Origin of the sequence: Streptomyces sp. XD-27 (assembly GCF_030553055.1) — a bacterium.
Taxonomy (GTDB): Bacteria; Actinomycetota; Actinomycetes; order Streptomycetales; family Streptomycetaceae; genus Streptomyces.
Window position 1 is genome coordinate 4,355,041 of the sequence record NZ_CP130713.1, and the last position, 24,057, is coordinate 4,379,097.

A 24,057-nucleotide genomic window follows, 5' to 3' on the forward strand; every position below is an offset into this window, starting at 1 on the left:
GGCGTCCTCGGGGTCCGACCCTGATCGGCGGGCGGCCGCTCCTCCAACCGTGGGAGGTGGTGCCAGCCCCACCCATCCAACCTGAGGCGGACACAGCTTCGGCACCTCCGGCCGATCCTCGGCGGGGGCTTGCGCTCATAGCGTGGAGGACATGACCACGCCCGTGTGCCCCAGCGCATCCGCCGCCGTGTTCCCGTCGTTCGCCTCCTACGTCCGGGCGCGGGGGCCGGTGCTGCTGCGCACCGCCCGTTCCCTCACCGCCAACGCCTGTGACGCGGAGGATCTGCTCCAGACCGCGCTCACCAAGACCTACCTGGCCTGGGAGCGGATAGAGGACCACAAGGCGCTGGACGGGTACGTCCGCCGGGCGCTGGTGAACACCCGCACCTCGCAGTGGCGCAAGCGCAAGGTCGACGAGTACGTCTGCGACGAGCTGCCGGAGCCGGATCAGGTCCCCGGGCCCGACCCGGCCGAGCAGCAGGTGCTGCGCGACGCGATGTGGCGGGCGGTGCTCCGGCTGCCCGCCCGTCAGCGGGCGATGGTCGTCCTCAGGTATTACGAGGACCTGAGCGAGGCGCAGACGGCCGAGGTGCTCGGGGTGTCCATAGGCACGGTCAAGAGCGCGGTGTCCCGCGCCCTCGGCAAGCTGCGGGAGGACCCTGAGCTGACCCGGGCGGCCTGAGCGGGACCGGACCGGCCCGCGGCATTGACCACACATCGCGGTAGTGACATACCGCCTGGTCGGATGGAGAATCGGCGGCACCTTTACCAGCGCGTAACCGGTACCCCAGGAGGCCCCGGTGCTCAGCACGATGCAGGACGTACCTCTGACCGTCAGCCGCATCCTCCGGCACGGCTCGACCGTGCACCGCGGCGCGTACGTCACGACCTGGACCGGAGCGGCGGGCCAGGCGCCGGCCAAGCGCACCTTCGGCGAGGTCGGGGCCCGGTCCGCGCAGCTGGCGCACGCGCTCCGCGACGAGCTGGGCGTGGTCGGCGATCAGCGGGTGGCCACCCTGATGTGGAACAACTCGGAGCACATGGAGGCCTACCTGGCGATCCCCTCCATGGGAGCCGTCCTGCACACCCTCAACCTGCGGCTGCCCGCCGAGCAGCTCGCCTGGATCGTCAACCACGCGGCGGACCGGGTCGTCATCGTCAACGGCTCGCTGGTGCCGCTGCTCGCCCCGCTGCTGCCGAAGCTCGGCTCCGTCGAGCACGTCGTCGTCGCGGGGCCGGGCGACCGTACGCCGCTGGAGGGCGGCCGTGTCCGCGTGCACGACTACGAGGACCTGATCGCCGGACGGCCGACCACGTTCGACTGGCCGGAGGTCGACGAGCGGGACGCCGCCGCCCTCTGCTACACCTCCGGGACCACCGGCGATCCCAAGGGCGTGGCCTACAGCCACCGCTCCGTCTACCTGCACTCCCTGCAGGTCAACAGCGTCGAGGCGTTCGGGATCGGCTCCCGCGACACCGTCCTGCCGGTCGTGCCGATGTTCCACGTCAACGCGTGGGGCACCCCGTACGCCGCGTTCATGGTGGGCGCGTCGCTGCTGATGCCGGACCGGTTCCTGCAGCCCGCGCCGCTCGCCGAGATGATCGAGAGCGAACGGCCCACCATCGCCGCCGCCGTCCCCACCATCTTCCAGGGGCTGCTCGGCGAACTCGACGCCAAGCGGCGTGACGTGTCGTCCGTGCGCTGCGTGATCATCGGCGGCGCCGCCTGCCCGCCCACCCTGATGAAGGCGTTCGAGGAGCGGCACGGGCTGCGGGTCGTCCACGCGTGGGGCATGACCGAGACCTCGCCGCTGGGCTGCGTCTCGCATCCGCCCGCCGGGGCCGACGAGGAGGAGGCGTGGTCGTACCGCTTCACCCAGGGCCGCTTCCCGGCCTCCGTGGAGGCGCGGCTGGCCTCCCCCGATGGCGGCTTCCTGCCCTGGGACGGGGCGTCGGCCGGTGAGCTGGAGGTACGCGGGCCGTGGATCGCGGGCGCGTACTACGGCGGGGCCGACGGCGAGCCGTTCCGCCCCGAGGACAAGTTCAGCGAGGACGGCTGGCTGCGTACGGGAGACGTCGGCACGATCAGCCCGGACGGCTATCTGACCCTGACCGACCGGGCGAAGGACGTCATCAAGTCGGGCGGTGAGTGGATCTCGTCGGTCGAGTTGGAGAACCAGCTGATGGCGCACCCGGACGTGGCGGAGGCGGCGGTGGTGGCCGTACCGGACGAGAAGTGGGGCGAGCGGCCGCTGGCCACGGTGGTGCTCAGGGAGGGCGCGACCGCGGGGTACGAGGAGCTGAAGGCGTTCCTCGCGGAGCGGGTGGCGCGCTGGCAGCTGCCGGAGCGGTGGGCGCTGATCCCGTCCGTGCCGAAGACGAGCGTGGGGAAGTTCGACAAGAAGGTGATCCGGAGGCAGTACGCGGACGGTGAGCTGGAGGTGACGCGGGTCGACTGAGGCCACGGCGTACGGGCCGGACGGCGGGCCGCGGCCGAGTCTCTACGTGGCTGGACGGCGGGCCGCGGCGGAGTCTCCGCGTGGGACGGTGGGCCGCGGCCGGGTCTCCACGCGGGTCGGCGGGCCGCGGCCGAGTCTCTACGCGGCCGGACGGTGGGCCGCGGCCGCCCAGCCCACCAGCAGCCAGGCCGCCGCGACCGCGCACACCCCGCCCCAGCCCATGTGCTCGTACGCCGGAGCGGCCAGGGCCGAGGCCGCCGCGCCGAACAGGAACGCCGCCACGACGTAAGCGGTGTTGGCGGTCGCGGGCCGGTTCGTGGCGGTCAGGGCCCGGGTCTGGTTGGCGACCTGGCCGGCCACCAGGCCCGCGTGGATGAGGACGGCCGCGGCGCACAGCGCCCACAACTGCCGTTCGCCGAGCCAGAACAGCGGTACGGCCACGGCCGCCGCCGTATAGGCCGAGCCCACGACCCGTGCCGCGCCGAAGCGGTCCACCAGGCTGCCGGAGAGCGGGGCGACGAGGCTCGCGGTGAGCCCGAAGAGACCGAACAGCCCGGCCGTACCCGTCGAGAATCCGTACTCGGGGCCCGTCAGCAGCAGGACCAGCGCCGTCCACAGCGCGCTCCACGCCCCGTACATGCCGCCCTGGCGCAGGCACGCGCGCCGCAGTTCGGGCGAGTCGGCGAGCACCCGCGGCACGCGCGCGATGCCGCGCAGCGGGCTCGCCGCGCCGCGCGGGCGGTTCTCGCCGGGCAGCAGGACGGCGGTCAGCACCCCGACGAGGGCGGTGAGCCCGGCCGCGCCGAGGAAGACCGCGCGCCAGCCGTATGCCTGACCGGCGAGACCGCCCAGCACGCGGGCCGCGACGATGCCGGTGAACAGGCCGGCCACGATCGCGCCGACGTGGCGCCCGCGGCGGTCCGCCGGGGCGCGCTCGGCGACCAGCGGGACCAGCAACTGCGGCACGACCGTGGCGGCGCAGGCGACGAGTACGGCGGCGGCGAGCGCGGGCAGTCCGGGCGCCAGCCCCGCACCGACCAGGCCCACGCCCGCGACGACCGACAGCACACCGACCAGGCGCCGCCGGTCGGCCGTGTCGCCGAGCGGGGCGAACAGCAGCAGCCCGGCGGCGTACCCCACCTGTGCGATCGAGGCGATCCACCCGGCGGCGGACGGGCCGACGCCGAAGTCGCGCGCGATCAGGTCGAGGAGCGGCGCGGCGAGGTAGATGTTGGCGGCCGTCACGGCGGTGCAGAGCGCGACGACGGTGAGGAGGAGGCCGGGGGGCGGTCCGGGGCGGGTTCCGCTTCCGCCCATGGCTGCGCTGGTTACGGGCCCGGGTGCGGATGCGGCGGTGTGGGCCGTGGTGGGTGGCATGGCTGTGGCTGCTCCTGTGGTGGGGAGGCGTGTAGTGCAACTAACTGGTTGGTTGGAAGTGTGGCCGAGAGTCTGACCCGGTGTCAACCAACTAGTTGGTTGTGGCTGTCCTCCCGCTACCCTTGGCCCCATGGCAGCAAGGGACCCCGAGGCGACCAAGGCCCGCATCTTCGCGGCGGCGACCGCCGAGTTCGCCGCGTACGGCATCGCGGGCGCGCGCATCGACCGCATCGCCCGCGAGGCCAAGGCCAACAAGCAGCTCATCTACGCCTACTTCGGCGACAAGGGCGAGCTCTTCGCCCAGGTGCTCCAGAGGGGGTTGCTGGACCTCGCCGCGGCCGTCCCCGTCGACGCCGACGACCCGGACGGCTACGTCGACCGGCTGATGGACTACCACGCCGCGCACCCGGAGCTGCTGCGTCTGCTGCTGTGGGAAGGGCTGGAGTACGGCGCCGCCGACGGCATCCCGCTGGAGGAGCGGCGCCGCGTCCACTACGCGGCCAAGGCCGAGAGCTTCGCCGCTGCCCAGGAGCGCGGCGCCATCCGCTCGTACATCCCGGCGCAGGACCTCGTCTTCATGATCAGCGCGCTGGCGGGCTGGCCCTCGGCCGCGCCGCAGCTGCGCAGGATGCTCGTCGGCGAGACGGAGGCGGACGCGGCACGGCTGCGGGAGTCGGTCCGTACGGCCGCACGCCGGCTCACCGGCTCGGACGGTTCCTGACGGTCATCCGCGTGTACGCGCGTGAGCCTCTGGGGTGCGCCCGCGGGGCCTGCGTGACCGTCATCCGTGTACGCGCGCGTGACCGTCAGTTCGTGCCGATCTTCGCCAGCAGGTCCACGATCCGGGTCTGCACCTCTGCGCTCGTCGAGCGCTCCGCGAGGAACAGCACCGTCTCGCCCGAGCTCAGCCGCGACAACTGCGCGGGGTCGATGTCCGCGGAGGTGTAGACGACCAGCGGTGTGCGGTTGAGCAGTCCGTTGCCGCGCAGCCAGTCGACGATCCCGGCCCGCCGACGGCGTACCTGCATCAGGTCCATGACCACCAGGTTCGGGCGCATCTGCGTGGCGAGCGTCACCGCGTCGGCGTCCGCACCGGCCCGCGCGACCTGCATCCCGCGCCGCTCCAGCGTCGCCGTCAGCGCGTCCGCGATCGCCTCGTGCTCCTCGATCAGCAGGACCCGCGGCGGGTGCTGCTCGCCGTCGCGCGGCGCGAGCGCCTTGAGCAGGACGGCCGGGTCGGCGCCGTACGCCGCGTCCCGCGTCGCGTGCCCCAGACCCGCCGTCACCAGCACCGGAACCTCGGCGGCGACGGCCGCCGCACGGAGCGACTGGAGCGCCGTGCGGGTGATCGGCCCGGTCAGCGGGTCGACGAACAGCGCGGCCGGGTACGCCGCGATCTGCGCGTCGACCTCCTCGCGGGAGTTGACGATCACGGGGCGGTAGCCGCGGTCGCTCAGCGCCTGCTGCGTGGGTACGTCCGGTGCGGGCCAGACCAGCAGTCGGCGCGGGTTGTCCAGCGGCTCCGGGGGCAGCTCGTCGTCCGGCGGCGGCGTGGCCGTACGGTCGTCGACGATCTCTATGGCGCCGTTCGGGCCGTCCAGCGGCTCCGGGCCCTCCGCGCCCTCGTCCGGCGCGCCGATCGCGAACGCTCGGCCGGGAGCGGAGGCGGCGGACGGCCTCGGCAGGTGCGGCTGCGGGGGCTGTCCTTGCGGCAGGGGCTGCGGCTTGGGGCGGCGGTGTCCGGCCGGTTCCACCTCGGCGGACGGGGCGGGCTCCGCCACCGGCTCGGGCCGGGCGGCCAGCTTGCGGCGCCGCCCGGAACCGGGACCGGCCGCTGCGGCGGCCGCGCCGGCGGGCGGGCCGACGGGTGCACTCGGCGTCGCCGGACCCGGGGTGGCGCCCGTGGCCGACGGCGTTCCGGCGGGGGTTCCGGTTCCGGTGTGTGCTTCGGTTCCGGCGTGGGCTGCGGTTCCGGCGGGGGCTCCAGCCCCGGTGTGGGCTCCGGATCCGGCGGGGGCTCCAGCTCCGGCTCCCGTTGCGGCAGGACCGGCAGCGGCTCCAGGACCGGCTGCGACTCCAGGACCGGCTGCGGAGTCAGGCCCGGCAGCGACTCCAGGACCAGCTGTGGCACCAGGACCGGCCGCGGCGCCAGGCCCGGCAGGGGCGCCGCGCCCCGGGGCGGCCATGCCGCTCGGCGAGGTCTGCGTGCCCGGCCGCTGCTGCTCACCGGCCTGGTGCGTGAACGGTACGCCCTGTCCCAGCGTCCGCACACTGATCGCCCGACCGTGCGAGGCATCCGCGTCCTGCACAGCCGCGCGCGGCGGCATCTGCCGGGGCAGGCCGCCCCGGGCGGCGGTTCCGGCCGGGCGCCCGGGGCCCCCAGCGGCCTCGGTGGCCTCCCCGCCATCGGAGGAGCCGGTCATGCCCGTGCCGGAGCCCACGGCCTCGGGCAGGGGCTGCCGGGCCGCGTCGTCCGCGAGCGCCCGCCGCGCCCGGCGCCGCCCCGTCGGCTGTTCGCGGACCTCGGGGGACGAGTCGGGCGCGTACGCGCCGTCGGCGCCCTCGGCACCGGTGCCACGAACGGCGGGCAGCGCGGGCATCGCACCCGCGTCCCGCGGCCCCGGCTGCGCGGGCAGCGGTACGCCCTGCGGCCCCCAGCCGCCCGGCTGCGCCGCGTCGCCCTGCGGCGGCACGCTGTCGTCGAACCCGTCGTCGAACCCGGGCCCGGCAGCCGCCCGCCCGCGTCCCACGGCGCGACGTCCGCTCGGCACCTCGTCGGACCACTCGTGCGCACCGCCGGCACCGTCCGGTCCGTGGGGCGTCGCCGGGCCCGGCACGGGGGCGCGGCGACGACCGCCGGGAGGCATGGCGTACGGGTCGTGGGGACCACCCGGCGCGCCACCGGCGGCCGGAACGGGCACCGCGGCCGGAGCCGCGCCGGGTACGCGGCGGTCACCGGGGACGTGCCCCGAGGGCTCGGCGTCGCCGGGCTCCATGTCGTCGTAGGGTCCGGTGTCCAGGCTGCTCTGCGCGGGCAGCAGGCCCGCGGGGCCGAGCTCGGGGGGCAGCGCGGGCGACGGCCGCGGCCCGCGATCAGCGGCCGCGGGGGGCAGCGCGAACGCCGCCCGGCCGCCTGGCGCCTCGGCCGTGGGCCGCGGCTGGGACGGGCCCTGCTGCCGGGCTTCCTGCCGCTCTCGCGCGTCCTGCGGCTGGTCGGCCGGCATCCGCTCCGGGGCCTCGGCGAGCGCCCGGCGCGCACGACGACGTCCCGTACCGGGGCCGGGGGCGGCCGCGGCGGGCAACGCGGGCACGCCGGAGCCCCCGGCGTCGACCACGTCCCCGCCATCGGCGTCGGCACCCGAACCGTTTCCGCCGGAGACCTGCGGGTTGGCACCGTGCATGCCATGACCGTCCGTACCGGGCCCCTGCGGCCCGGCACCGTGGACGCCGCGACCGTCCGTACCGGGCCCCTGCGGGCCGGAGCGGTGCAGACCACGCCTGCCCGTGCCGGGCTCCTGCGGGCCGGACGGCTGCGGGCTGGTTGTGTGAGAGGAGGACGCCTGCGGGCCGGACGCGTGCGGGGCGAGTCCCGGCGCGAGAGAGCTGTTCGCACCAGGCCCGTACGCGTCGCGATCGCGCCCGCCACGTCCGTCCGTCCGCGGCCCGGGCAGGCCGCGCCCGTCCGTGCCGGGACCGACGCCGCCGCGCCCGTCCGTGCCGGGGCCGACGCCGCCGCGTCCGTCGGTACCGGCTCCGGGCACACCGCCGCCGTGCGTCGTGCCGTGCCCGGCCGGGTCGAGTCCGTATGCACCGTGCTCGGCCGGACCCGAGCCGCGCCCGCCGCGCCCGTCTCTGCCGGGGCCCGGCATGCCCTCCGCGCTGGGGCCGTAGGCGTCGCGCCCCTCCGAGCCGCGCCCGTCCGTGCCCTGCCCCGCCGCAGGGGTCGGCCAGCCTTCGGGGCCCGACGTGGCGTCGGCGGCGGCCGGGGGAGGGCGAACGCGGCCCGTCCGGCGGCGGGGGCGCCGCCGGACGCACCCCGCGCACCCTGCGGTCCGCCGTCCTGCTCGGCCGCGGCGCGTCGCGCGCGCCGCCCGGTGGGGGCCGGAACCGGCCCGCCCGGAGCCATTCCCTGCGCGGGGACGAGCCCGTGCCCGGCGGCCGCTCCGCCGCCCGAGCCGGCTACGGAACCGCCGCCCTGCGGGCCCTGGTTGGCCACCGCCCGGTGCGGATCAGCCGCCTCAGGGGCGGGGGGCTGCTCCTCGGATGCGGCGCGGCGTGCCCGGCGCCGACCGGTCGGCTTGGGCAGCGCCGCCTCGTCCAGGGGCCCGGCGCCCTCCGCCGCGCCCTGTGTCCGTCCCGCGTCATCCGCTCCCGGCGCCCGTACCCCCGCGTCCGACGGCACGGCAGCCTGCGGCCCGGAAGTCCCTGCGGTGGAGGCCGCGCCGGAAGGCCCGCCCTCCGCCGTACCGCCATCGACGGCCGCGCCACCGATGGTCGGGCCACCGACGGTCGCGCCACCGATGGTCGGGCCACCGACGGTCGCGCCACCGATGGTCGGGCCACCGACGGTCGCGCCACCGATGGTCGGGCTACCGACGGTCGCGCCACCAATGGCCGGGCCACCGACGGTCGCGCCACCGACCACCGCGCGGCGCGCGCGCCGTCCGGTCGGCGCGCCGCCGCGCCTGGGGTCCGGTCCGGCGCCGTCCGGTCCGGCCCCGGGGCCCGCCATGCCGCGCGCACCGGCGGCCACGTCCTGGCCCGGTCCGTAAGGGGTGCCAGAAGTACCCGTACCGGTGGCCGCACCCGTGCCCGTACTCGTCTCCGGATCCGCCGCCGGCGCCGCGGCCCCGACGACCACCTCACCCGTCCCGTCGGCCCCGGCACCGGGCAGCCCGGCGCCCGCCGCTCCGTCCGTACCACCTGCAGGGGCACCCGCACCCGCACCCGCAGCGGCACCGGCATTCGCACCGGCACCGGCACCCGTACCCGCACCGGCAGCGACACCGCCACCGGCGGCACCCGCGCCCGCCGTCCGGCCGTTCCCCGGCCCGCCGTTCGCCGTACCGTCGTTCGCCGTACCGGCCGCCACGGTCCCCGGCCCATCGGCCGTTCCGATAGCGGGTCCGGTGGCGGCCCCGGTGGCCGCCCCGTCGGCAGCCGCGTCCGCCACCGTGACCGGCACCTCCAGGACGTACGCGCTGCCGCCCATCCCCGGCACCTCGTGCGTCTGCAGCACACCGCCGTGCCGCCGCACGATCCCGCGGACGACCGGCTCGTGCACCGGGTCGCCCCCCGGGTACGGGCCGCGCACCTCGATCCGTACCACCGCACCGCGCTGCGCCGCCGCCACCACGATCGTCGAGTCGCCCGTGGCGCCGCCGACCGCCGCCGCGCCGGTCGCATCGACCCCGGCCACATCGGCGATCAGATGTGCGAGTGCCTGGGCCAGCCGCTCCGGGTCCACCTCGGCCTCGATCGGCGGCGCGTGGACGGCGAACTGCGCCCGGCCCGGGCCGATCAGTTCGACCGCGCCCTCCACACCGGCCGTCACCACGCCGTCCAGCGAGACCTTCCGGCGGACCAGCTCCGCGCCGCCCGCGTCGAGCTGCTGGTAGCTCAGCACGTTGTCCACGAGGGTGGTCATCCGGGTGTACCCGGCGGCCAGGTGGTGCAGGATCTGGTTGGCCTCCGGCCACAGCTGGCCCGCCGGGTCGGACGCCAGCGTGCCCAGCTCGGCGCGCAGTTGCAGCAGCGGCCCGCGCAGCGACTGGCCGAGCACCGCCAGCAGCTGGCTGTTCCGGCCCGCCAGCGCGTCGTACCGCTCGGCGTGCTCCGCCACCAGCGCGTCGTACCGTTCCGTCTGCTCGGCGAGCATGGCGTCGTAGCGCTCGGTCTGTTCGGCGAGCATGCTGTCGTAGCGCTCGGTCTGCTCCGCCACCATGCCGTCGTAGCGTTCCGTCTGCTCCGCCACCATGCCGTCGTAGCGTTCCGTCTGCTCCGCCAGCATCGTGTCGTAGCGCTTGGTCTGCTCCGCCACCATCTCGTCGTACGCGCGCCGGTCGGTGAACGTCATCACCGCGCCCACGAGCTGGTCGCCGTCCCGCACCGGGGCGGTGGTCAGATCGACCGGCACCTGGCTGCCGTCCTTGGCCCACAGCGCCTGCCCGCGCACCCGGTGCTTGCGCCCGGAGCGGAGCGTGTCGGCCAGCGGGGACTCCTCGTACGGGAACGGGGTGCCGTCCGGCCGCGAGTGGTGGATCAGCGGGTGCAGCTCCTTGCCGCCGAGGTCGCTGGCGCGGAAGCCGAGGATCTGCGCGGCCGCCGGGTTGACCAGGACGACCTTGCCCTCGGTGTCCACGCCCACCACACCCTCGGCCGCGGCGCGCAGGATCATCTCGGTCTGGCGCTGGCTGCGGGCGAGTTCGGCCTCGGTGTCGAGCGTGCCGGTCAGGTCGCGGACGACGAGCATCAGCAGTTCGTCGCCGGTGTAGCTGTGGTGGTCCGCGTACGGGGTGCGGCCGTCCTCCAGGTTCGCGCTGGTGACCTCGACCGGGAACTGCACACCGTCCGTACGCCGCGCGATCATCCGGGTCGGCCGGGTACGCCCGTCGTCGCTGTTGTCGGGGCGGCGCATCGAGCCGGGGATGCGCTTGGAGTCGAAGTCGGGGAGCAGATCCAGCAGGCCGCGGCCGACGAGCGCGGTGCCCGGCGTCTCGAACGTCTCCAGGGCGATGTGGTTGGCGTTGACCACCGTGCCGTTGCAGTTGACCAGCAGCAGCGCGTCGGGGAGGGCGTCGAGTATGGCTGCGAGGCGAGCAGCGCCTCGGGATGGCCTGCTGCTCACGACGACGCTTCCTCCCTGGTTACCGCACCTTGCCGACACCCGCGGCGGTGTTGCCGACCGAACGGATCGGCCTGCCGCCCGGCTGGGCCGGCTTGCCGTCCGGCTGGATCGGCCTGCCGTCCGGTACGCCGGGTGCCACCGGTCCGCGGAGTGTCACTGGGAGGGAGTCTAAGGGCAGGGGGTGCGGGAGCGGCGGGGGACGAGAGGGAGGTTCTGCCACGGCCTTGTGCGACTCGCCGCACCCCGGACATGTGGCCTCCGTCACTCACCCGCGGGTGGGAGCAGCGGTGCGAGCCGGTTCCAGCGGGTCACCTCGCAGCCGTCGACCCTGGTGAACTTCGCGTTCACCCGCCGACCGGCCCACGTCCCGGTGATGCGCGCGGTGGCCGGACCGCCGTACTGCATCGTGCACACCCGCTCCTGCGGAATCGGCGCAAAGGGGTCCTTGTTCCACTGCGCGATCTCGTCCAGCCGGGCGCATGCGGCCCGGGCGTCCGGGTGCGTGCCGCCGGTGGGGTGGCAGTGGAGCCGGTACTTCCGCCGGTCGGCGTCCTCGCCGGTGTGGGAGTAGGTGAGGACGAGGCGGTGGGGGGTGGAGACCGAGTGCGGGCGCAGCCGCGCGGACGGCAGGTCGGCGAGCTCGTCGTACCGGAGGGCGTACTGCTCTCCGTACCGCTCCCCGTACCGCTCGGGCAGCGGTACGGGGACGGGCGTGGCCGCCGGTGCCGGAGCGGCGGCCGAGGCGGTGGTGGCGGCAGGGCCGGCGGTGGCAGGGGCGGTGGCGGTGAGGAGGGTCGCGGCCGCGACCGCGACCGTGGTGGTCAGCGATCCGACCGAGGCGACGGCGGAGCCGGTGGCGAGGCGGCGCAGCGACGCGGGGATGGCGGGCATGCCGAGGGGCTGTCTCATGGGCGTACTCCCGGGGTGCGATGCGGGGCATGCGCTGCCCCTGCCTCTCTAACGCGCCTCCGCCGCGCGCGTTGCGCCGGGACAGGTGTTTCAGGGCTTTGCCCTGGTGCCCGGCGGCCTAGTACCGTAGGACGCGATTGGTGACCAGCCGTACGGCTGTGTCATCATCTGCACACGCCACACCGCGCCCGCGCGGGGTGGCCGGTGTACCTGGAGGCGTCGCCTAGTCCGGTCTATGGCGCCGCACTGCTAATGCGGTTTGGGGTTTACCCCCATCGAGGGTTCAAATCCCTCCGCCTCCGCCACCAAGGAGCCCCGGTCGATTCGACCGGGGCTCCTTTGCGTTTGCCCGACGCGTTGGCCGACCGACACAGGGTGGACCGGAGACCGTAGGCGATCTTGGAATGGCGGCGTTTGCCCAGTTCAGGGCGGGTTTGCCTAACGGATTTCGCCTCACGCCGCAGGTCATGTAATGTTGTTCCCGCAACGCCGACCGGCAAGAAAAACCGCCGGGAAGCCAAGCGCTCGTAGCTTAACGGATAGAGCACTTGACTACGGATCAAGAGGTTGCAGGTTCGAATCCTGCCGAGCGCACAGCAGCTGAGAGGCCCCTTCCGATCACCGGAAGGGGCCTCTTGCGTATGCCCTCTTGCCCGCGCGTCACACTTCTTCGTCGCGGTTCGTCAGAGCGTTGACGAGCCGGACGCTGCCGGCTCCCTTCCAAGGAGCTGTTCGATGACTGCCCGCGACTCCACCATGAGCCGGCCAGGGCCCGGGGCGGGTTCTCGGCCCGGGGCCGTCCTGGCCTTTCTGTGCCTGGGCCAGTTCATGGTCTTCCTCGACGTGTCGATCGTGAACCTCGCCCTGCCGTCCATCCAGGACGGCCTCGACATGTCGGACGTCGATCTGAACTACATCGTCACGGCCTACTCGACCGTGCTGGGCGGATTCCTGCTGCTCAGCGGGCGGATCGCGGACTCGTTCGGGCGGCGCAGGATGCTGCAGGCCGGATTTGTGCTGTTCGCTCTGGCGTCGCTGACCTCGGGCCTCGCCTCCAGCGGCGCCATGCTGATCGCGTCGCGGGGCTTCCAGGGGCTGGGCTCCTCGCTCATCGCCCCGGCCGCCCTGTCGATCCTGACGAACACCTTCGCCGAGGGGCCCGAGCGCAACAAGGCCCTGGGCGTCTGGGGCTCGTTGGCCGGGATCGCCTCGATCGCCGGGGTCATTCTGGGCGGGGTGCTCGCCGACGGGCCCGGCTGGGAATGGATCTTCTGGATCAACGTGCCGATCGGCCTGGGAGTCGCGGTGCTGGCGCCGCGCATCCTGCCGGAGAGCAAGGCCGAGGAGCGGCGCGGTCCCTTCGACACGGCAGGGGCGGTGACCCTCACCGGCGCGCTGCTGTTGCTGATCTTCACCCTGGGCGAGAGCACCAATGTGGGGTGGGGGACCTTCCGCACCCTCGGCAGCCTGGCCGGGGTGGCCGTGCTGCTGGCGGTCTTCCTGGTGATCGAGTCGCGGGTCGCCTCCCCGCTGATGCCGCTGCGGGTCTTCCGGCTGCGGACGATGCGCACCGCGAACCTCTCCGCGGTGCTGGTCTTCGGCACCTTCGGCGCGCTGTTCTACTTCGCCAGCCTCTTCATGCAGGACGTCTACGGATACTCGCCGATGAAGGCCGGTTTCGCCTACGTGCCGCTCGCGGTCTCCGTCGCGGTCGGCGCGGGGGTCGCCTCGGGCCTGATCGCCAAGGTGGCGGCGCGGCCGGTGCTGATCGCGGGGCTGGCGCTGACGGTCACCGGGCTGCTGCTGATGTGGCGGGCCCCGGTCGGCGGCAGCTACGCCGTGGACCTGCTGCCCGCCTTCCTGGCCCTGGGACTGGGCTGCGGCATGTGCTTCGTCACGCTGCAGATCGCGGCGTTCGTGGGGATCAGCGAGGAGGAGGCGGGACTGGGCGCCGGGCTCATCAACACCAGCCAGGAGACGGGCGGAGCGCTCGGTATCGCCGTCACGGCCACCATCGCGTACCACGGGATCGACGCCGATCTGGCCGCCGCGGGCGGGGACGTGGGCCTGGTGCGCAAGGCCCAGGAGTCGGCCAACCACGACGCCTTTCTGTCCGCCGCCTGCCTCGGCTTCGCGGCCTTGCTCCTCGCGGTGTTCCTGATGCCGCGCGGAAAGGCGTCGATGACGTCGGCGGGTTCGGCGAGTTCTGCGAGTTCGGTGAGTTCGGAGCGTGACGGGGAGCACGCCACGTCGGAGCCGCTCGGCATCGCTTCTCGCGTTCCGTCGCAGAAGTGAGGTGTCAGGCCACAGGCCCCTTCCGATCGCCGGAAGGGGCCTGTGGTGTGTGCCGTGCATCTGGATCAGGCGTGCTGGTATGCCTTGTTGAGGCGGTGCCTCGCGTCCTGCTCCGCATCCATGGCACGGTTCGCCTCAGCCCGGCTGTGCTCGCGGTACGCCTTCACGTTGTGCTCCCTGGCCTTCTGGGCGCCGTGGTCGGCGGCCGTCAGGAGAGGCATGACGTACTCCGCGCCGTTTCCGTTGCGGCAGACCGCTTTCGCTTCGCGGATTTTCCTGCCGGTCGACTGGTTGTAGTCGGCGGCCCTCAGGTATTTCCGGTTGCCGGTGGCCTCCAGGGCCTTGTCGTTGAGGCCGGAAGCAGCCTTGATCCTCGCGCGGCATTCGGTGGAGGTGTTCGCGGCGTGGGCCGAGGCGACAGGCAGGGTCAAGGCGCCGGCCAGTACCAGCATCGAGACCAACCCCGTTGTCTTACGCATGAGTTCTCCGTTTCTTCGATCAATGGACACGGAGAGGGACTGATGTTTCGTGATCACTGGTTCCCGGGTGTGCGCCGTCAGTCGTTCGCCTTCCAGAACACCGGCTCCTTGTCGTAGTCGCCCGCGTAGATCACCACCGACGGCTTCTCGTCCTTGGGCAGCAGGAACACGGCGCACTGCGTGGCAGTGGCCTTCGGGGCGAAGTCCTCGGGGTCGTCGGCCGGGCAGGGCTTCACGTCGTCGTTGAGGGTGATGGCCTGCTTGCCCTCCTGGCCGCGGCTGTCGCGCAGCCTCGCGGGAACGGTCAACCCGGGGTATTCGAGGTGGCTTTCGCCGATGTTCTTGAAGTCGAACGTGACGTAGTACGGCTGCATCGACCTCTCGGCGGCGTCCAGTTTCACGGCGTCCAGATCGCTCTGCGAGCCCTTCTTCACGCTCTTGGCCGTGACCTCCATCGTGATGCTCCGGTCCGAGCCGCGCTTGTAGGTCAGGGCGGTCGTCTCGCCCAGTGCCAGCGTCTTGCCGGCGTCTCCGTCGACCTTGCGGCTCGCCGAGGGCTTCGGCTTGTTGCTCGGCGTCTCCCCGCCGCCTCCGCCGGTGGCGGTGTCCTCGTTGCAGGCGGTGCCGAGCAGGGCGAAGCCGGTCGTGAAGACGAGTGCCGCGGCTGAACGTCGCATACGCATGGAATGGTCCCCCGGTGTGGTGTCCGAAAGTGGTGTGCGCGATCAGCATGGCCGGGGTCGGATGGCATGGGCATGCATGAAGATCCGTCCGCAGCGAGGCTGAGACGGCGCTGTTGCGGCCGCGCCGTGCCTGAGACCGGGCTGTTGCAAAGTAACTGGTCAGAGGGGGTGCGGCCGCCTGGAAGCGGGGCCGCGGGGCGCGGCTGCGGAATGGATTTCCCATCGGCGGTGCATTGACGTAAGGTTGCGATTACCGACGCGGGGTGGAGCAGCTCGGTAGCTCGCTGGGCTCATAACCCAGAGGTCGCAGGTTCAAATCCTGTCCCCGCTACTCGTCCCGAGGGCCCGGCACCTGAGTGCCGGGCCCTCGGTCGTTCTGCGCGCCCCTCGCCCCGGCGCGATGGTCAGTGACGGGTGCGATGCCGCCGGGGCCGGTTCGTCAGCGCGCCGCGGCGGTCAGCGGCAGCGCCTCGGCCAGCGCGCGCCACTCCCGCAGGGGGATGCCGTTGCGCGGGTCCGAGGTCACCACCTGGATCGCGAGATGGTCCGCGCCCGCTGCCAGGAAGGCGTCCACGATCTCGCCGCGCCGGTCGGAGGCGGAGACCGCACGCAGGGCCGGGGTCCAGACGCCAATGCTGCCGAGGTTCAGGTCAGTTGCCATGGCCCCGATAACCGGAGGGTCTGTCCGGTTATTCCCAGGGTGGGAGATGGCGGGAAAAGGAGATGGCGGGAAAAACGGTGTCCCGAATCCCTCCGCTCCTGTACGGTGTATAACTGACTCACCTGTACAGCGTATAAGGAGCGCGCGTGACGGCGACGACAGCCGAAACCACCTCGTCACCAGAAGGAACCCCGCAGAGACACCCGCAGCGCTGGCTGATTCTCGGCGTCATCTGCCTCGCGCAGCTCACCGTTCTGCTCGACAACACCGTCCTCAACGTCGCGATCCCGTCCCTCACCGAGGAACTGGACGCGTCCTCCGCCGACGTGCAGTGGATGATCAACGCCTACTCGCTCGTCCAGTCGGGCCTGCTGCTCACCGCGGGCAACGCCGCCGACCGCTACGGCCGCAAGAAGCTGTTGGTCGCGGGCCTCGCCCTGTTCGGGCTCGGGTCGCTGGCCGCGGGCCTCGCGCAGTCCTCCGGCCAGTTGATCGCCGCCCGCGCCGGGATGGGCGTCGGCGGCGCGCTGCTGATGACCACCACGCTCGCCGTCGTCGTCCAGATCTTCGACGACACGGAGCGGGTGAAGGCCATCGGCCTGTGGTCCACCGTCAACTCGCTGGGCTTCGCGGCCGGTCCGCTCATCGGCGGGGTCATGCTCGACCACTTCTGGTGGGGCGCGATATTCCTGGTCAACATCCCGGTCGCGGTGCTCGGCCTGGTCGCCGTCATCGCCATGGTGCCGGAGTCCCGCAGCGGCACCGGCGAGCGTCCCGACGTCCTCGGCGCCGTCCTGTCCACCATAGGGATGACCGGTGTGGTCTACGCGATCATCACCGGGCCCGTGCACGGCTGGACGTCGGGGCAGGTGCTGGGCGCTGCCGCCGTCGGGACCGTCGTCCTGGCCGCCTTCGCGGTCTGGGAGCTGCGGATCCCGAACCCGATGCTGGACATGCACTTCTTCCGCAACCAGCGGTTCATCGGGGCCGTCGCGGGCGCGATCCTCGTCGCGTTCGGGATGGGCGGCTCGCTGTACCTGCTCACCCAGCACCTCCAGTTCGTGCTGGGATACGAGCCGCTGGAGGCCGGGCTCCGCACGGCGCCGCTGGCGCTCACCGTCGTCGCCCTCAACCTCACCGGCGTCGGGGCGAAGCTGCTGCCCAAGCTGGGCACCCCCGGCACCATCGCGTCCGGAATGGCCATGGTCTCCGCCGGGCTCGCCGCGATAGCACTCCTCGGCGGTGACGGCTACGGCGGGATGCTGCTCGGGCTGGTCGTGATGGGCGCGGGCATCGCGTTCTCCATGCCGGCCATGGCCAACGCCATCATGAGCGCGATACCGCCCGAGAAGGCGGGCGTGGGCGCCGGGGTCAACGGCACCCTCGCCGAGTTCGGCAACGGCCTGGGCGTGGCCGTCCTCGGCGCCGTCCTCAACTCCCGGTTCGCCGCCCTCATACCCGCCGCCGCCGGTGCCGTCTCGCTGCCCGCTGTCATGGCCGGCGCGGACAACGACGCCGAACGGTCCCGGATCGCGGACGCGTTCGCCTCGGGCGTCGAAACCAGCCAGCTGGTGGGCGCCGTGGCGGTGCTGGCCGGCGGCCTGCTCGCCGCCTTCCTGCTGCGCCGTGCCGAACGGTCCGCTCAGCAGGTCACAGCGGATCAGGGCGCCGGATCGCAATAGCATCGCCTACGCACCACCGGGCCTCGGAGAAGGAGAGCGCCATGGCAACCGGCAGCCGTGTCAGCAGTCCGCGTACCAGTGTCTGGCTCTCCGAGCGCCCGGCCCCGCGGCGCAAGACGGACCAGCAGCCGGACGGGCTCGACCGCGTGAAGATCGTGGCGGCCTCGGTCCGGCTGCTGGACGCCGAGGGGCTGGCGAAGTTCTCGATGCGGCGGCTCGCCGCCGAACTCGGCGTCACCGCCATGTCCGTCTACTGGTACGTGGACACCAAGGACGACCTGCTGGAACTCGCCCTGGACACGGTCATGGGGGAGATCGCCCTGCCGCCGGAGGCGGTCGAGCCCGCGGCGGCGCTCGCGCATCCGTTTCCGGCCGGGCAGCGCGACTGGCGCGAGCAGCTGCGCCAACTGGCCGGGGAGTACCGCAAGCTCATCGTCCGCCACCCGTGGCTGTCGCCGCTGACGGGGGAGTACCTCAACATCGGCCCGAACGCGATGGCCTTCGCGCACGCCGCCATGCGGGTGATGCGGAACAGCGGGCTGCCGGACGACAAGGTGCCCGGCGCGCTGTCGCTCGTCTACCAGTTCGTCTACGGCTACAGCACGATCGAGGGCCGGTTCGGCGCCCGCTGCCGGGCGGCGGGGGTCAGCGAGGACGTCTTCTACCGGCAGGTGATGGACACGATCGCGGGCCGACCGGAGTTCGACGAGAGCCGGGCGATCGCGGAGGCCCGGGGCGGCGACACGGTCGCCGAAATGCGCGCGCGGGACTTCGCCGTCGCGCTGGACTGCGCCATCGCGGGGATCGAGGCCCTGCGGAACGGCTGACGGGCGCCGGCCACGGCGTCGGCCACCGCGCCGGTCAGCCGGGGCGCCGGCGTACGGTGCCGACTACGGCGCCGGCGTGCGGTGCCGACTACGCCGCGGGCAGCCGCGTGCCCTGGACCGCCTGGATGTCCAGCTCCACCCGCAGCGTCGTGCCGATCGCCGCGATGCCCGCCGCGACCACCTGGTTGTAGTGCATCGCGAAGTCCTCCCGCCGCAGTTCGGTGGTGGCGCGGAAGGCGGCCCGTACCCCGCCCCACGGGTCCGGACCCGTACCCAGATAGGCCAGGTCCAGGTCCACCGGCCGCCGGACGCCGTGCATCGACAGCTCGCCGTGCACCGTCCAGCGGTCGGGGCCTGCCGGGGACAGCCGCGTACCCCGGTAATCCAGGAGCGGATGGCGCTCGACGTCCAGGAAGTCCGCCGACCTCAGGTGGCCGTCCCGCATCCCGTTGCCGGTGTCGATGCTCGCCGCCCGGATCTCCGCCTCGACGGTCGACCGCGCCACGTCCTCGGCGATCTCGATCCGGCCGCCGAACTCCGTGAACCGGCCGCGCACGCTGGAGATCCCCAGGTGCTGTGCGACCGCCGCCACCGTCGAGTGCGCCGGATCCAGCGTCCACGGGCCCGGCGGCGGCAGCTCCGCACCGCCCTGCCGCGCCAGCACCACGGTGCCGATCTCGGCCCGGCCGGCCGCGGTGACCAGGGCGGTCGAGGCGGCCGGCGCGTAGCCGACGGCGGTCGCGATCACCGTGTACGGGCCCGGAGCCAGCGGCTCCCCGGTCCGTACGGCACCCTCCTCGTCGGCGTACGCCCGCAGCACCTGTGCGCCCGTCATGTCGGTGACGGTCAGCACCGCGTGCCGCACCGCCCAGCCATCGCGTGTACGGATGCGTGCCCGCAGCCCCGCGCCCGTGGTCGTCGTCATCTCCGCTTCCCGCTCCCGTTTCGTGGTGGTGCATGGTGCGCGTGGCGCACGCCGTGCCGGTCCCGGTGGCGGCGGGCGGGCTGTCCCCTGCCCGTGTGCCCCGCCGCCACCAGGACCCTCTCCGTGGACCGTCCGTGGCCGGATCCGGTCCCGGACCGGGTCCCGGCGCCTCTCCGCTCGACGCGCGCCGGGGCCCGGAGTCGGTGATGCGTCAGTCGCCGGGGTGGGCGAGGTCGACGTCGTGTCCGTCGACCCCGTCCCCGGTGACCGCGAGCGTGTCCGCGACCGGCGGGTAGCCGCTCGCGACGACCGTGTAGTCGCCCGCGTCCAGGTCGGTGAAGGCGTACGCGCCGTCCTCACCGGTGGTGGCGGTCGCCACCACGTTCCCCGTCGCGTCGACCAGCGTGACCCGCGCGTCGGCCAGGGGCCGCCGCTCCGCCCCGGCGCGTATCGTGCCCCGGACCCGCGCGCCGGGCCGCAGCGCGACCCCGATCCGGGTGACGCCCTGGGCGGCGACCTCGACCGGCAGCGCCGCGGGCCGGAAGCCGGGCGCGTTGACGGCGACCGTGTAGGAGCCCGCGACCAGCTCGTCGAACGCGAACTCGCCGCCCTCGCCGGTCGTCCCGGTGGCGAGCACCTCACCGCGCACGTCGGTGACGATGACCACGGCCGCCGCGACCGGCTGCCCGTCGGCGTCGGCGCGTACGGTGCCCGCCAGCCCGCTGGTGCCGGTCAGCGCGAGGTCGTAGGCGAGCGGCTCCCCGCCGACCACGACGGTGGACGCCTGCGGCTGGTGGCCGTCGGCGGCCGCGACGAGGACGTACGAGCCGGGGCCGGGCGCGTCCAGCGCGTACGAGCCGTCGGCGTGCGCCACGGACCGGCCGAGCTGCCGCCCGGAGAGCGAGATCAGGGTGACGGCGGCCCGCGACACGGCGGCGCCCTCGGCGTTCCGTACGAAGCCGTACACACCTTGGCGCGGGTGCTGCTCCCCGGCGTCGCCACCGGTGGAGGCGGTAGCGGCGAGGTGCTGGTCCTGTACGGCGGTCGCGGCGAGGTGCTGGTCCTCTACGGCGGTCGCGGCGGGCGCGGCCACGGCGGTTGCGGTCGGCGCGGCAGCCGCTGCGGATGCGGCGGTCACCGCGGTCGCGGCGGGTGCGGTGGCCATGGCGAACGCTGCGGGTGCGGTGGCCGCGGTCGGCGTGTCCTCCGTCGTGCCCGCCGCCGTGCCGTCGGTCGTGTCATCGGTCGTGCCGTTGGTCGCCGTTCCGGCGGTGCCGCCCGCGTGAGCTCCGGCGCTGCTCCTCAGTGGGACCTCCTTGATGAGCAGGGAGAAGAGGAAGGCCAGCAGCGCGGCGGGCGCGGCGTACAGGAAGACGTCCGCGACGCCGTGCCCGTACGCGCTCTCGATCACTTCGCGCAGCGGCAGCGGCAGCTTGTCCAGGTCCGGGATGGCACCGCCGCCCGTGCCGCCGTGCCCCGCCGCGCCCGCGGCCTTCGGCCCGAGCTCGGCCAGCCCGTCCCGGGTGTAGTGCGTGACCCGGTCGGCGAGCACCGCGCCCAGCGCGGAGACGCCCACCGCACCACCGAGGGAGCGGAAGAAGGTGACGACGGAGCTGGCGGCGCCGAGGTCCTGGGGCGCCACCTGGTTCTGGGTGGCCAGCACCAGGTTCTGCATCATCATGCCGATGCCGAGTCCCAGCAGCGCCATGAAGATCGACAGGCGCCAGTACGGGGTGTCGTACCGCATCGTGCCGAGCAGCCCGAGGCCCGCGGTCAGCAGCGCGCCGCCGGCGACCAGCCACGCCTTCCAGCGGCCGGTCTTGGTGATGACCTGGCCGGAGACGGTCGAGGAGACGAACAGCCCGCCGATCATCGGGATGGTCATGACGCCGGACATGGTCGGAGACTCGCCGCGCGCCAACTGGAAGTACTGGCTGAAGAAGACCGTGCCCGCGAACATCGCGACACCGACGAACAGCGACGCCAGCGACGCCAGGGTGATCGTCTTGTTGCGGAACAGCCGCAGCGGGATGATCGGGTCGCTCGCCCTGGACTCGACGAGGACGAAGACCGCGCCGAGCAGCAGCGCCCCGCCGACCATGGCGTAGGTCTGCCAGGAGATCCAGTCGTAGTCGTCGCCCGCGAGCGTGACCCAGATCAGCAGCAGCGAGACGGCGGCGCTGATGAAGAACGCGCCCGCCCAGTCGACCTTGACCTCCCTCTTCACCACCGGGAGCTTGAGAGTCTTCTGCAGTACGAACAGAGCGATGACGGCGAACGGCACGCCGACGTAGAAGCACCAACGCCAGCCGAGCCAGTCGGTGTCGGTGATGACGCCGCCCAGCAGCGGACCGCCGACGGTCGCCACGGCGAAGGTCGCGCCGAGGTAGCCGCTGTAGCGCCCGCGCTCCCGCGGGGAGATCATCGCGGCCATCACGATCTGGGCCAGGGCGGACAGGCCGCCCACGCCTATGCCCTGGACGACGCGGCAGGCGATGAGCATGCCGGTGCTCTGCGACAGACCGGCGACCACCGAGCCCGCGACGTAGATCACGAGCGCGGCCTGGACCAGCAGCTTCTTGCTGAACAGGTCGGAGAGCTTGCCCCACAGGGGGGTGGCGGCCGTCATCGACAGCAGAGCGGCGGTGACCACCCAGGTGTACGAGGACTGGCTGCCGTGCAGGTCGGCGATGATCTCCGGGAGGGCGTTCGACACGATCGTGGAGGACAGGATCGCCACGAACATGCCCAGCAGCAGCCCGGAGAGCGCCTCCATGATCTGCCGGTGGGTCATCGGCTCGCCAGGACTCGGGGCGTGGCTGTGTCGCCTGGCGTGTGCGGGGTGTCCCGCGGGTCCCCGCACACCGCCGTCCGGTGTGGTCGTTGCCATGAAGTTCCTTTGCGAGTGCTACGTGTCTTACGCGTTCGTGTGCGCGTGCGCGTGCGCGTGCGCGTGTGCGTGCGTCGGGGTGGGGGTGCGGGGCCGCGGCTCGCCGAAGCCCGCCCGGAGTCTGGCCAGCAGCTCGTTGAGCCGGCCGACGTCGTCGTCGGACCAGTCGCTCAGGTGGCTGGCGAGCGCTTCCGTATAGCGCGCCGTGACCTGGGACAGGAGCTCTTCGCCGCCGGCGCTCAGGCGCAGCAGCCGCGACCGCCCGTCCAGCGGGTCCGGCCGCCGGTCGATCCAGCCCCGCGCCTCGACGTGCGCGACATGGCGGCTGGTGACGGACACGTCGATGGTCATCAACTCGGCCAGTTTGCTCATGCGCATCTGGCCGTAGCGGTCGAGCAACATGAGGACCACGGCCGAGGCGGGCGGACAGTCCTGCGGCAGGGCGCGGCTGAGTTCGCGCTTGACGGCGCCGATCGCGCTCAGTTGCCGGGCCAGCTCCTCGTACTTGCTCTGTGCGGCCACGGACACCTCCGAACGGCGATCAGTTGCTTCGGGCAACCGTAAAACAGTTGGTTGCTGAAGGCAAATGAAAGGAGGGTGAGGGGTGGGATCAAGCCAGGGGTGTGCGGGATTCCGGGTGTTCGCTAGGGTCGTGGCCCATGGCGAACAACCCCCACGGCTCCGACGGCAACTACGACCCGGCGGGCAGCACCCAGATGTTCCGCGCCTTCGTGGACGAGGCCGGTCCCCAGCAGACGACAGCCGCCTCCGGCGGCGGCCCCGCATCGGCTTGATCGTCGGTGTCATCGTCGCGATCGCGGCGGTGGCCGGGGTCGCCTGGCTGGCGCTGGGCTAGTCCGCCTCCAGCGGGTCGTGCACCGTCATGGGGCGCCGCCCCGTGACGGTGCCGACGATGTGCACACCCGCCCTCTGCCCCGATCGACCGCCGCGTGATCACTCGGCCGTGAGGAGGGGGTGCGGCGACGTGATTCCCGGTTCCGGCGTGCCCCGGTTGTGGAGTCTCCCCGGTTCCGGCGTCAGTCCCACCGAGCGGAGACATCGCGCGTTTCGACGTGCATCCCCAGTGGCACGCGCCAGGCGTCGACGCACACCGTCCAGGTCTTCTCCTTCTTCTCCCCGGCGGCGATCGGGACCGGCAGCTCCTGCGTCGTCTCGACCGTGCCCCAGTCCGTGCCGAGCCAGCCGATGATGTGCGTGGCGAAGGTGATCGTGCCGGCCTTTACCGGCTTGCCGCCGGTGTTGTGGACGGTGACCGCCACCTTCTCGCACCAGCGTTCGTCGGCGGCCGTGCGCTCGGGTTCGCCGAGGGTGAGGTAGGCCGGGCCGCCGGGAGTCGAGGGCGGGCTCGAGGGCGGGGTGGTCGGGTGCTCCGGGTCCGACGGTGGCGTGCCCGGCGGGGTCGGGCCGGGCCGCGTGGGGTGGTCCCCGCCGGGGGCGTCGCCTCCCGGGGGCTGGTCCCCGGCGCCGGAGGGGCGGGGCGTCGGCGCGCCGGATCCGGTGCCGGCGGGGGATTCCGGGCCCCCGCGCGCATCAGCGTCCGTACCCGCACCGGCATCCGTACGCGGATCGGTGCCGCCGGCCGATGGGCGGGGCGTGCGGCTCGGCGACGGGCCTTCGGAAGGAGCCCGGTCGCCGTCCAGCGGGACGAAGTCGATCCCGCCGCCCGGTGGTACCGGTCCCGTCGGGGCGCGGCCGTCCGCCGGTCCGGCGGCTCCCGCCGCCAGCGTGCCGTCGCCGCCACCCGCGCAGCCGCCCAGCAGCGCGGCGCCCAGGCAGGCCGCGCACAACGCCGCCGCCGGGGAGGAGCGACGAGCGTCGGGGCGACCTCTCGTCCAGCGTGTCAGCTGTCGCATCGGCACAGTGTTGCTGACGGGCCATCAGGTGTACAGGGTCGGCGTCGAAGCGGCTCTCCGCGCGGCTCAATCACACGTGCCGTACGGGCTCGTGCCGCGCGGCGGAGCCGCATATCGACACGGTGAGCCCGTACGGCACGTGAGGATCC

15 protein-coding genes, 3 tRNA genes and 3 pseudogenes are annotated in these 24,057 nt (G+C 73.4%); 10 read left to right on the forward strand and 11 right to left on the reverse strand.

The features are described 5' to 3' along the window. The first annotated feature begins 151 nt into the window (after positions 1–151). Together Q3Y56_RS18635 and Q3Y56_RS18640 are read left to right on the forward strand one after the other, a co-directional pair. Complete coding sequence (locus Q3Y56_RS18635) at positions 152–682, forward strand: SigE family RNA polymerase sigma factor (RefSeq protein ID WP_304463039.1); 531 nt, start codon at positions 152–154, stop codon at positions 680–682. Positions 683–800: 118 nt separating this feature from the next. After that, positions 801–2,459 carry a long-chain fatty acid--CoA ligase gene (locus tag Q3Y56_RS18640; protein ID WP_304463040.1) on the forward strand — a complete coding sequence of 553 codons (1,659 nt, stop codon included), beginning with the start codon at positions 801–803 and terminating at the stop codon, positions 2,457–2,459. A 138-nt stretch (positions 2,460–2,597) separates the two neighbouring features. On the opposite strand, the gene Q3Y56_RS18645 is transcribed toward Q3Y56_RS18640, so the two are convergent. Further along, positions 2,598–3,776, reverse strand: a complete 1,179-nt coding sequence (locus Q3Y56_RS18645; RefSeq protein WP_304463041.1) for an MFS transporter — start codon at positions 3,774–3,776, stop codon at positions 2,598–2,600. 190 nt (positions 3,777–3,966) lie between these two features. On the opposite strand from Q3Y56_RS18645, the gene Q3Y56_RS18650 reads away from it, so the two are divergent. Further along, on the forward strand, positions 3,967–4,557 hold the full coding sequence (locus Q3Y56_RS18650) for a TetR family transcriptional regulator (RefSeq protein WP_304463042.1): 591 nt from the start codon (positions 3,967–3,969) through the stop codon (positions 4,555–4,557). A gap of 85 nt (positions 4,558–4,642) precedes the next feature. On the opposite strand, the pseudogene Q3Y56_RS18660 reads toward Q3Y56_RS18650, so the two are convergent. From Q3Y56_RS18660 to Q3Y56_RS18670, 3 genes and pseudogenes are all read right to left on the reverse strand, one after another. Then, positions 4,643–10,683, reverse strand: a pseudogene (locus Q3Y56_RS18660) (PAS domain-containing protein). Between the two features lie 19 nt (positions 10,684–10,702). Then, positions 10,703–10,840 carry a hypothetical protein gene (locus tag Q3Y56_RS18665; protein WP_304463044.1) on the reverse strand — a complete coding sequence of 46 codons (138 nt, stop codon included), beginning with the start codon at positions 10,838–10,840 and terminating at the stop codon, positions 10,703–10,705. A gap of 104 nt (positions 10,841–10,944) precedes the next feature. After that, positions 10,945–11,592, reverse strand: a complete 648-nt coding sequence (locus tag Q3Y56_RS18670; RefSeq protein ID WP_304463045.1) for an SSI family serine proteinase inhibitor — start codon at positions 11,590–11,592, stop codon at positions 10,945–10,947. Positions 11,593–11,804: 212 nt separating this feature from the next. Here Q3Y56_RS18670 and Q3Y56_RS18675 point away from each other — a divergent pair. The 3 genes from Q3Y56_RS18675 (at position 11,805) to Q3Y56_RS18685 (ending at position 13,887) form a co-directional block, all read left to right on the forward strand. After that, a tRNA-Ser gene (locus Q3Y56_RS18675) sits at positions 11,805–11,897 on the forward strand. Positions 11,898–12,113: 216 nt separating this feature from the next. Further along, positions 12,114–12,186: transfer RNA gene (locus Q3Y56_RS18680), tRNA-Arg, on the forward strand. 141 nt (positions 12,187–12,327) lie between these two features. Beyond that, positions 12,328–13,887 (forward strand): MFS transporter, encoded by a 1,560-nt coding sequence (locus tag Q3Y56_RS18685; RefSeq protein WP_304463046.1) that lies wholly within the window; start codon positions 12,328–12,330, stop codon positions 13,885–13,887. A 65-nt stretch (positions 13,888–13,952) separates the two neighbouring features. Here Q3Y56_RS18685 and Q3Y56_RS18690 read toward each other — a convergent pair whose 3' ends face one another. Both Q3Y56_RS18690 and Q3Y56_RS18695 read right to left on the reverse strand, forming a co-directional pair. Beyond that, on the reverse strand, positions 13,953–14,339 hold the full coding sequence (locus tag Q3Y56_RS18690; RefSeq protein ID WP_304463047.1) for a hypothetical protein: 387 nt from the start codon (positions 14,337–14,339) through the stop codon (positions 13,953–13,955). Between the two features lie 104 nt (positions 14,340–14,443). Next, positions 14,444–15,043 (reverse strand): hypothetical protein, encoded by a 600-nt coding sequence (locus tag Q3Y56_RS18695; protein WP_304463048.1) that lies wholly within the window; start codon positions 15,041–15,043, stop codon positions 14,444–14,446. 263 nt (positions 15,044–15,306) lie between these two features. On the opposite strand from Q3Y56_RS18695, the gene Q3Y56_RS18700 reads away from it, so the two are divergent. Next, positions 15,307–15,380: transfer RNA gene (locus Q3Y56_RS18700), tRNA-Met, on the forward strand. 108 nt (positions 15,381–15,488) lie between these two features. Here the strand turns inward: Q3Y56_RS18700 and Q3Y56_RS18705 are convergent. Continuing rightward, positions 15,489–15,623, reverse strand: a pseudogene (locus Q3Y56_RS18705) (LLM class F420-dependent oxidoreductase); the annotation flags it as partial. Positions 15,624–15,856: 233 nt separating this feature from the next. On the opposite strand from Q3Y56_RS18705, the gene Q3Y56_RS18710 reads away from it, so the two are divergent. Next, the gene (locus Q3Y56_RS18710) at positions 15,857–17,392 is read left to right on the forward strand and encodes an MFS transporter (RefSeq protein ID WP_304463049.1); all 1,536 of its coding nucleotides are present in this window, start codon (positions 15,857–15,859) and stop codon (positions 17,390–17,392) included. A 41-nt stretch (positions 17,393–17,433) separates the two neighbouring features. Next, entirely contained in the window at positions 17,434–18,219 is a 786-nt protein-coding gene (locus Q3Y56_RS18715; RefSeq protein WP_304463050.1) for a TetR/AcrR family transcriptional regulator, read from the forward strand. An 88-nt stretch (positions 18,220–18,307) separates the two neighbouring features. On the opposite strand, the gene Q3Y56_RS18720 is transcribed toward Q3Y56_RS18715, so the two are convergent. The 3 genes from Q3Y56_RS18720 to Q3Y56_RS18730 all read right to left on the reverse strand — a co-directional run bounded on the left by Q3Y56_RS18720 (position 18,308) and on the right by Q3Y56_RS18730 (position 22,556). Continuing rightward, complete coding sequence (locus Q3Y56_RS18720) at positions 18,308–19,144, reverse strand: YceI family protein (protein ID WP_304463051.1); 837 nt, start codon at positions 19,142–19,144, stop codon at positions 18,308–18,310. Between the two features lie 211 nt (positions 19,145–19,355). Continuing rightward, positions 19,356–22,034 (reverse strand): MFS transporter, encoded by a 2,679-nt coding sequence (locus tag Q3Y56_RS18725; RefSeq protein ID WP_304463052.1) that lies wholly within the window; start codon positions 22,032–22,034, stop codon positions 19,356–19,358. Positions 22,035–22,061: 27 nt separating this feature from the next. After that, complete coding sequence (locus Q3Y56_RS18730; protein ID WP_304463053.1) at positions 22,062–22,556, reverse strand: MarR family winged helix-turn-helix transcriptional regulator; 495 nt, start codon at positions 22,554–22,556, stop codon at positions 22,062–22,064. A gap of 137 nt (positions 22,557–22,693) precedes the next feature. Between Q3Y56_RS18730 and Q3Y56_RS18735 the strand changes: the two are divergent. Next, positions 22,694–22,890, forward strand: a pseudogene (locus tag Q3Y56_RS18735) (hypothetical protein). A gap of 181 nt (positions 22,891–23,071) precedes the next feature. Here the strand turns inward: Q3Y56_RS18735 and Q3Y56_RS18740 are convergent. Next, positions 23,072–23,908 (reverse strand): hypothetical protein, encoded by an 837-nt coding sequence (locus tag Q3Y56_RS18740; RefSeq protein ID WP_304463054.1) that lies wholly within the window; start codon positions 23,906–23,908, stop codon positions 23,072–23,074. Positions 23,909–24,057 lie beyond the last annotated feature (149 nt).

Coding starts and splice junctions, on each gene's coding strand:
- Q3Y56_RS18695 (WP_304463048.1), bottom strand. CDS start 15,043: ATGCGACGTTCAGCCGCGGCACTCGTCTTCACGACCGGCTTCGCCCTG.
- Q3Y56_RS18720 (WP_304463051.1), bottom strand. CDS start 19,144: ATGACGACGACCACGGGCGCGGGGCTGCGGGCACGCATCCGTACACGC.
- Q3Y56_RS18740 (WP_304463054.1), bottom strand. CDS start 23,908: ATGCGACAGCTGACACGCTGGACGAGAGGTCGCCCCGACGCTCGTCGC.
- Q3Y56_RS18650 (WP_304463042.1), top strand. CDS start 3,967: ATGGCAGCAAGGGACCCCGAGGCGACCAAGGCCCGCATCTTCGCGGCG.
- Q3Y56_RS18645 (WP_304463041.1), bottom strand. CDS start 3,776: ATGGGCGGAAGCGGAACCCGCCCCGGACCGCCCCCCGGCCTCCTCCTC.
- Q3Y56_RS18670 (WP_304463045.1), bottom strand. CDS start 11,592: ATGAGACAGCCCCTCGGCATGCCCGCCATCCCCGCGTCGCTGCGCCGC.
- Q3Y56_RS18685 (WP_304463046.1), top strand. CDS start 12,328: ATGACTGCCCGCGACTCCACCATGAGCCGGCCAGGGCCCGGGGCGGGT.
- Q3Y56_RS18690 (WP_304463047.1), bottom strand. CDS start 14,339: ATGCTGGTACTGGCCGGCGCCTTGACCCTGCCTGTCGCCTCGGCCCAC.
- Q3Y56_RS18635 (WP_304463039.1), top strand. CDS start 152: ATGACCACGCCCGTGTGCCCCAGCGCATCCGCCGCCGTGTTCCCGTCG.
- Q3Y56_RS18725 (WP_304463052.1), bottom strand. CDS start 22,034: ATGGCAACGACCACACCGGACGGCGGTGTGCGGGGACCCGCGGGACAC.
- Q3Y56_RS18715 (WP_304463050.1), top strand. CDS start 17,434: ATGGCAACCGGCAGCCGTGTCAGCAGTCCGCGTACCAGTGTCTGGCTC.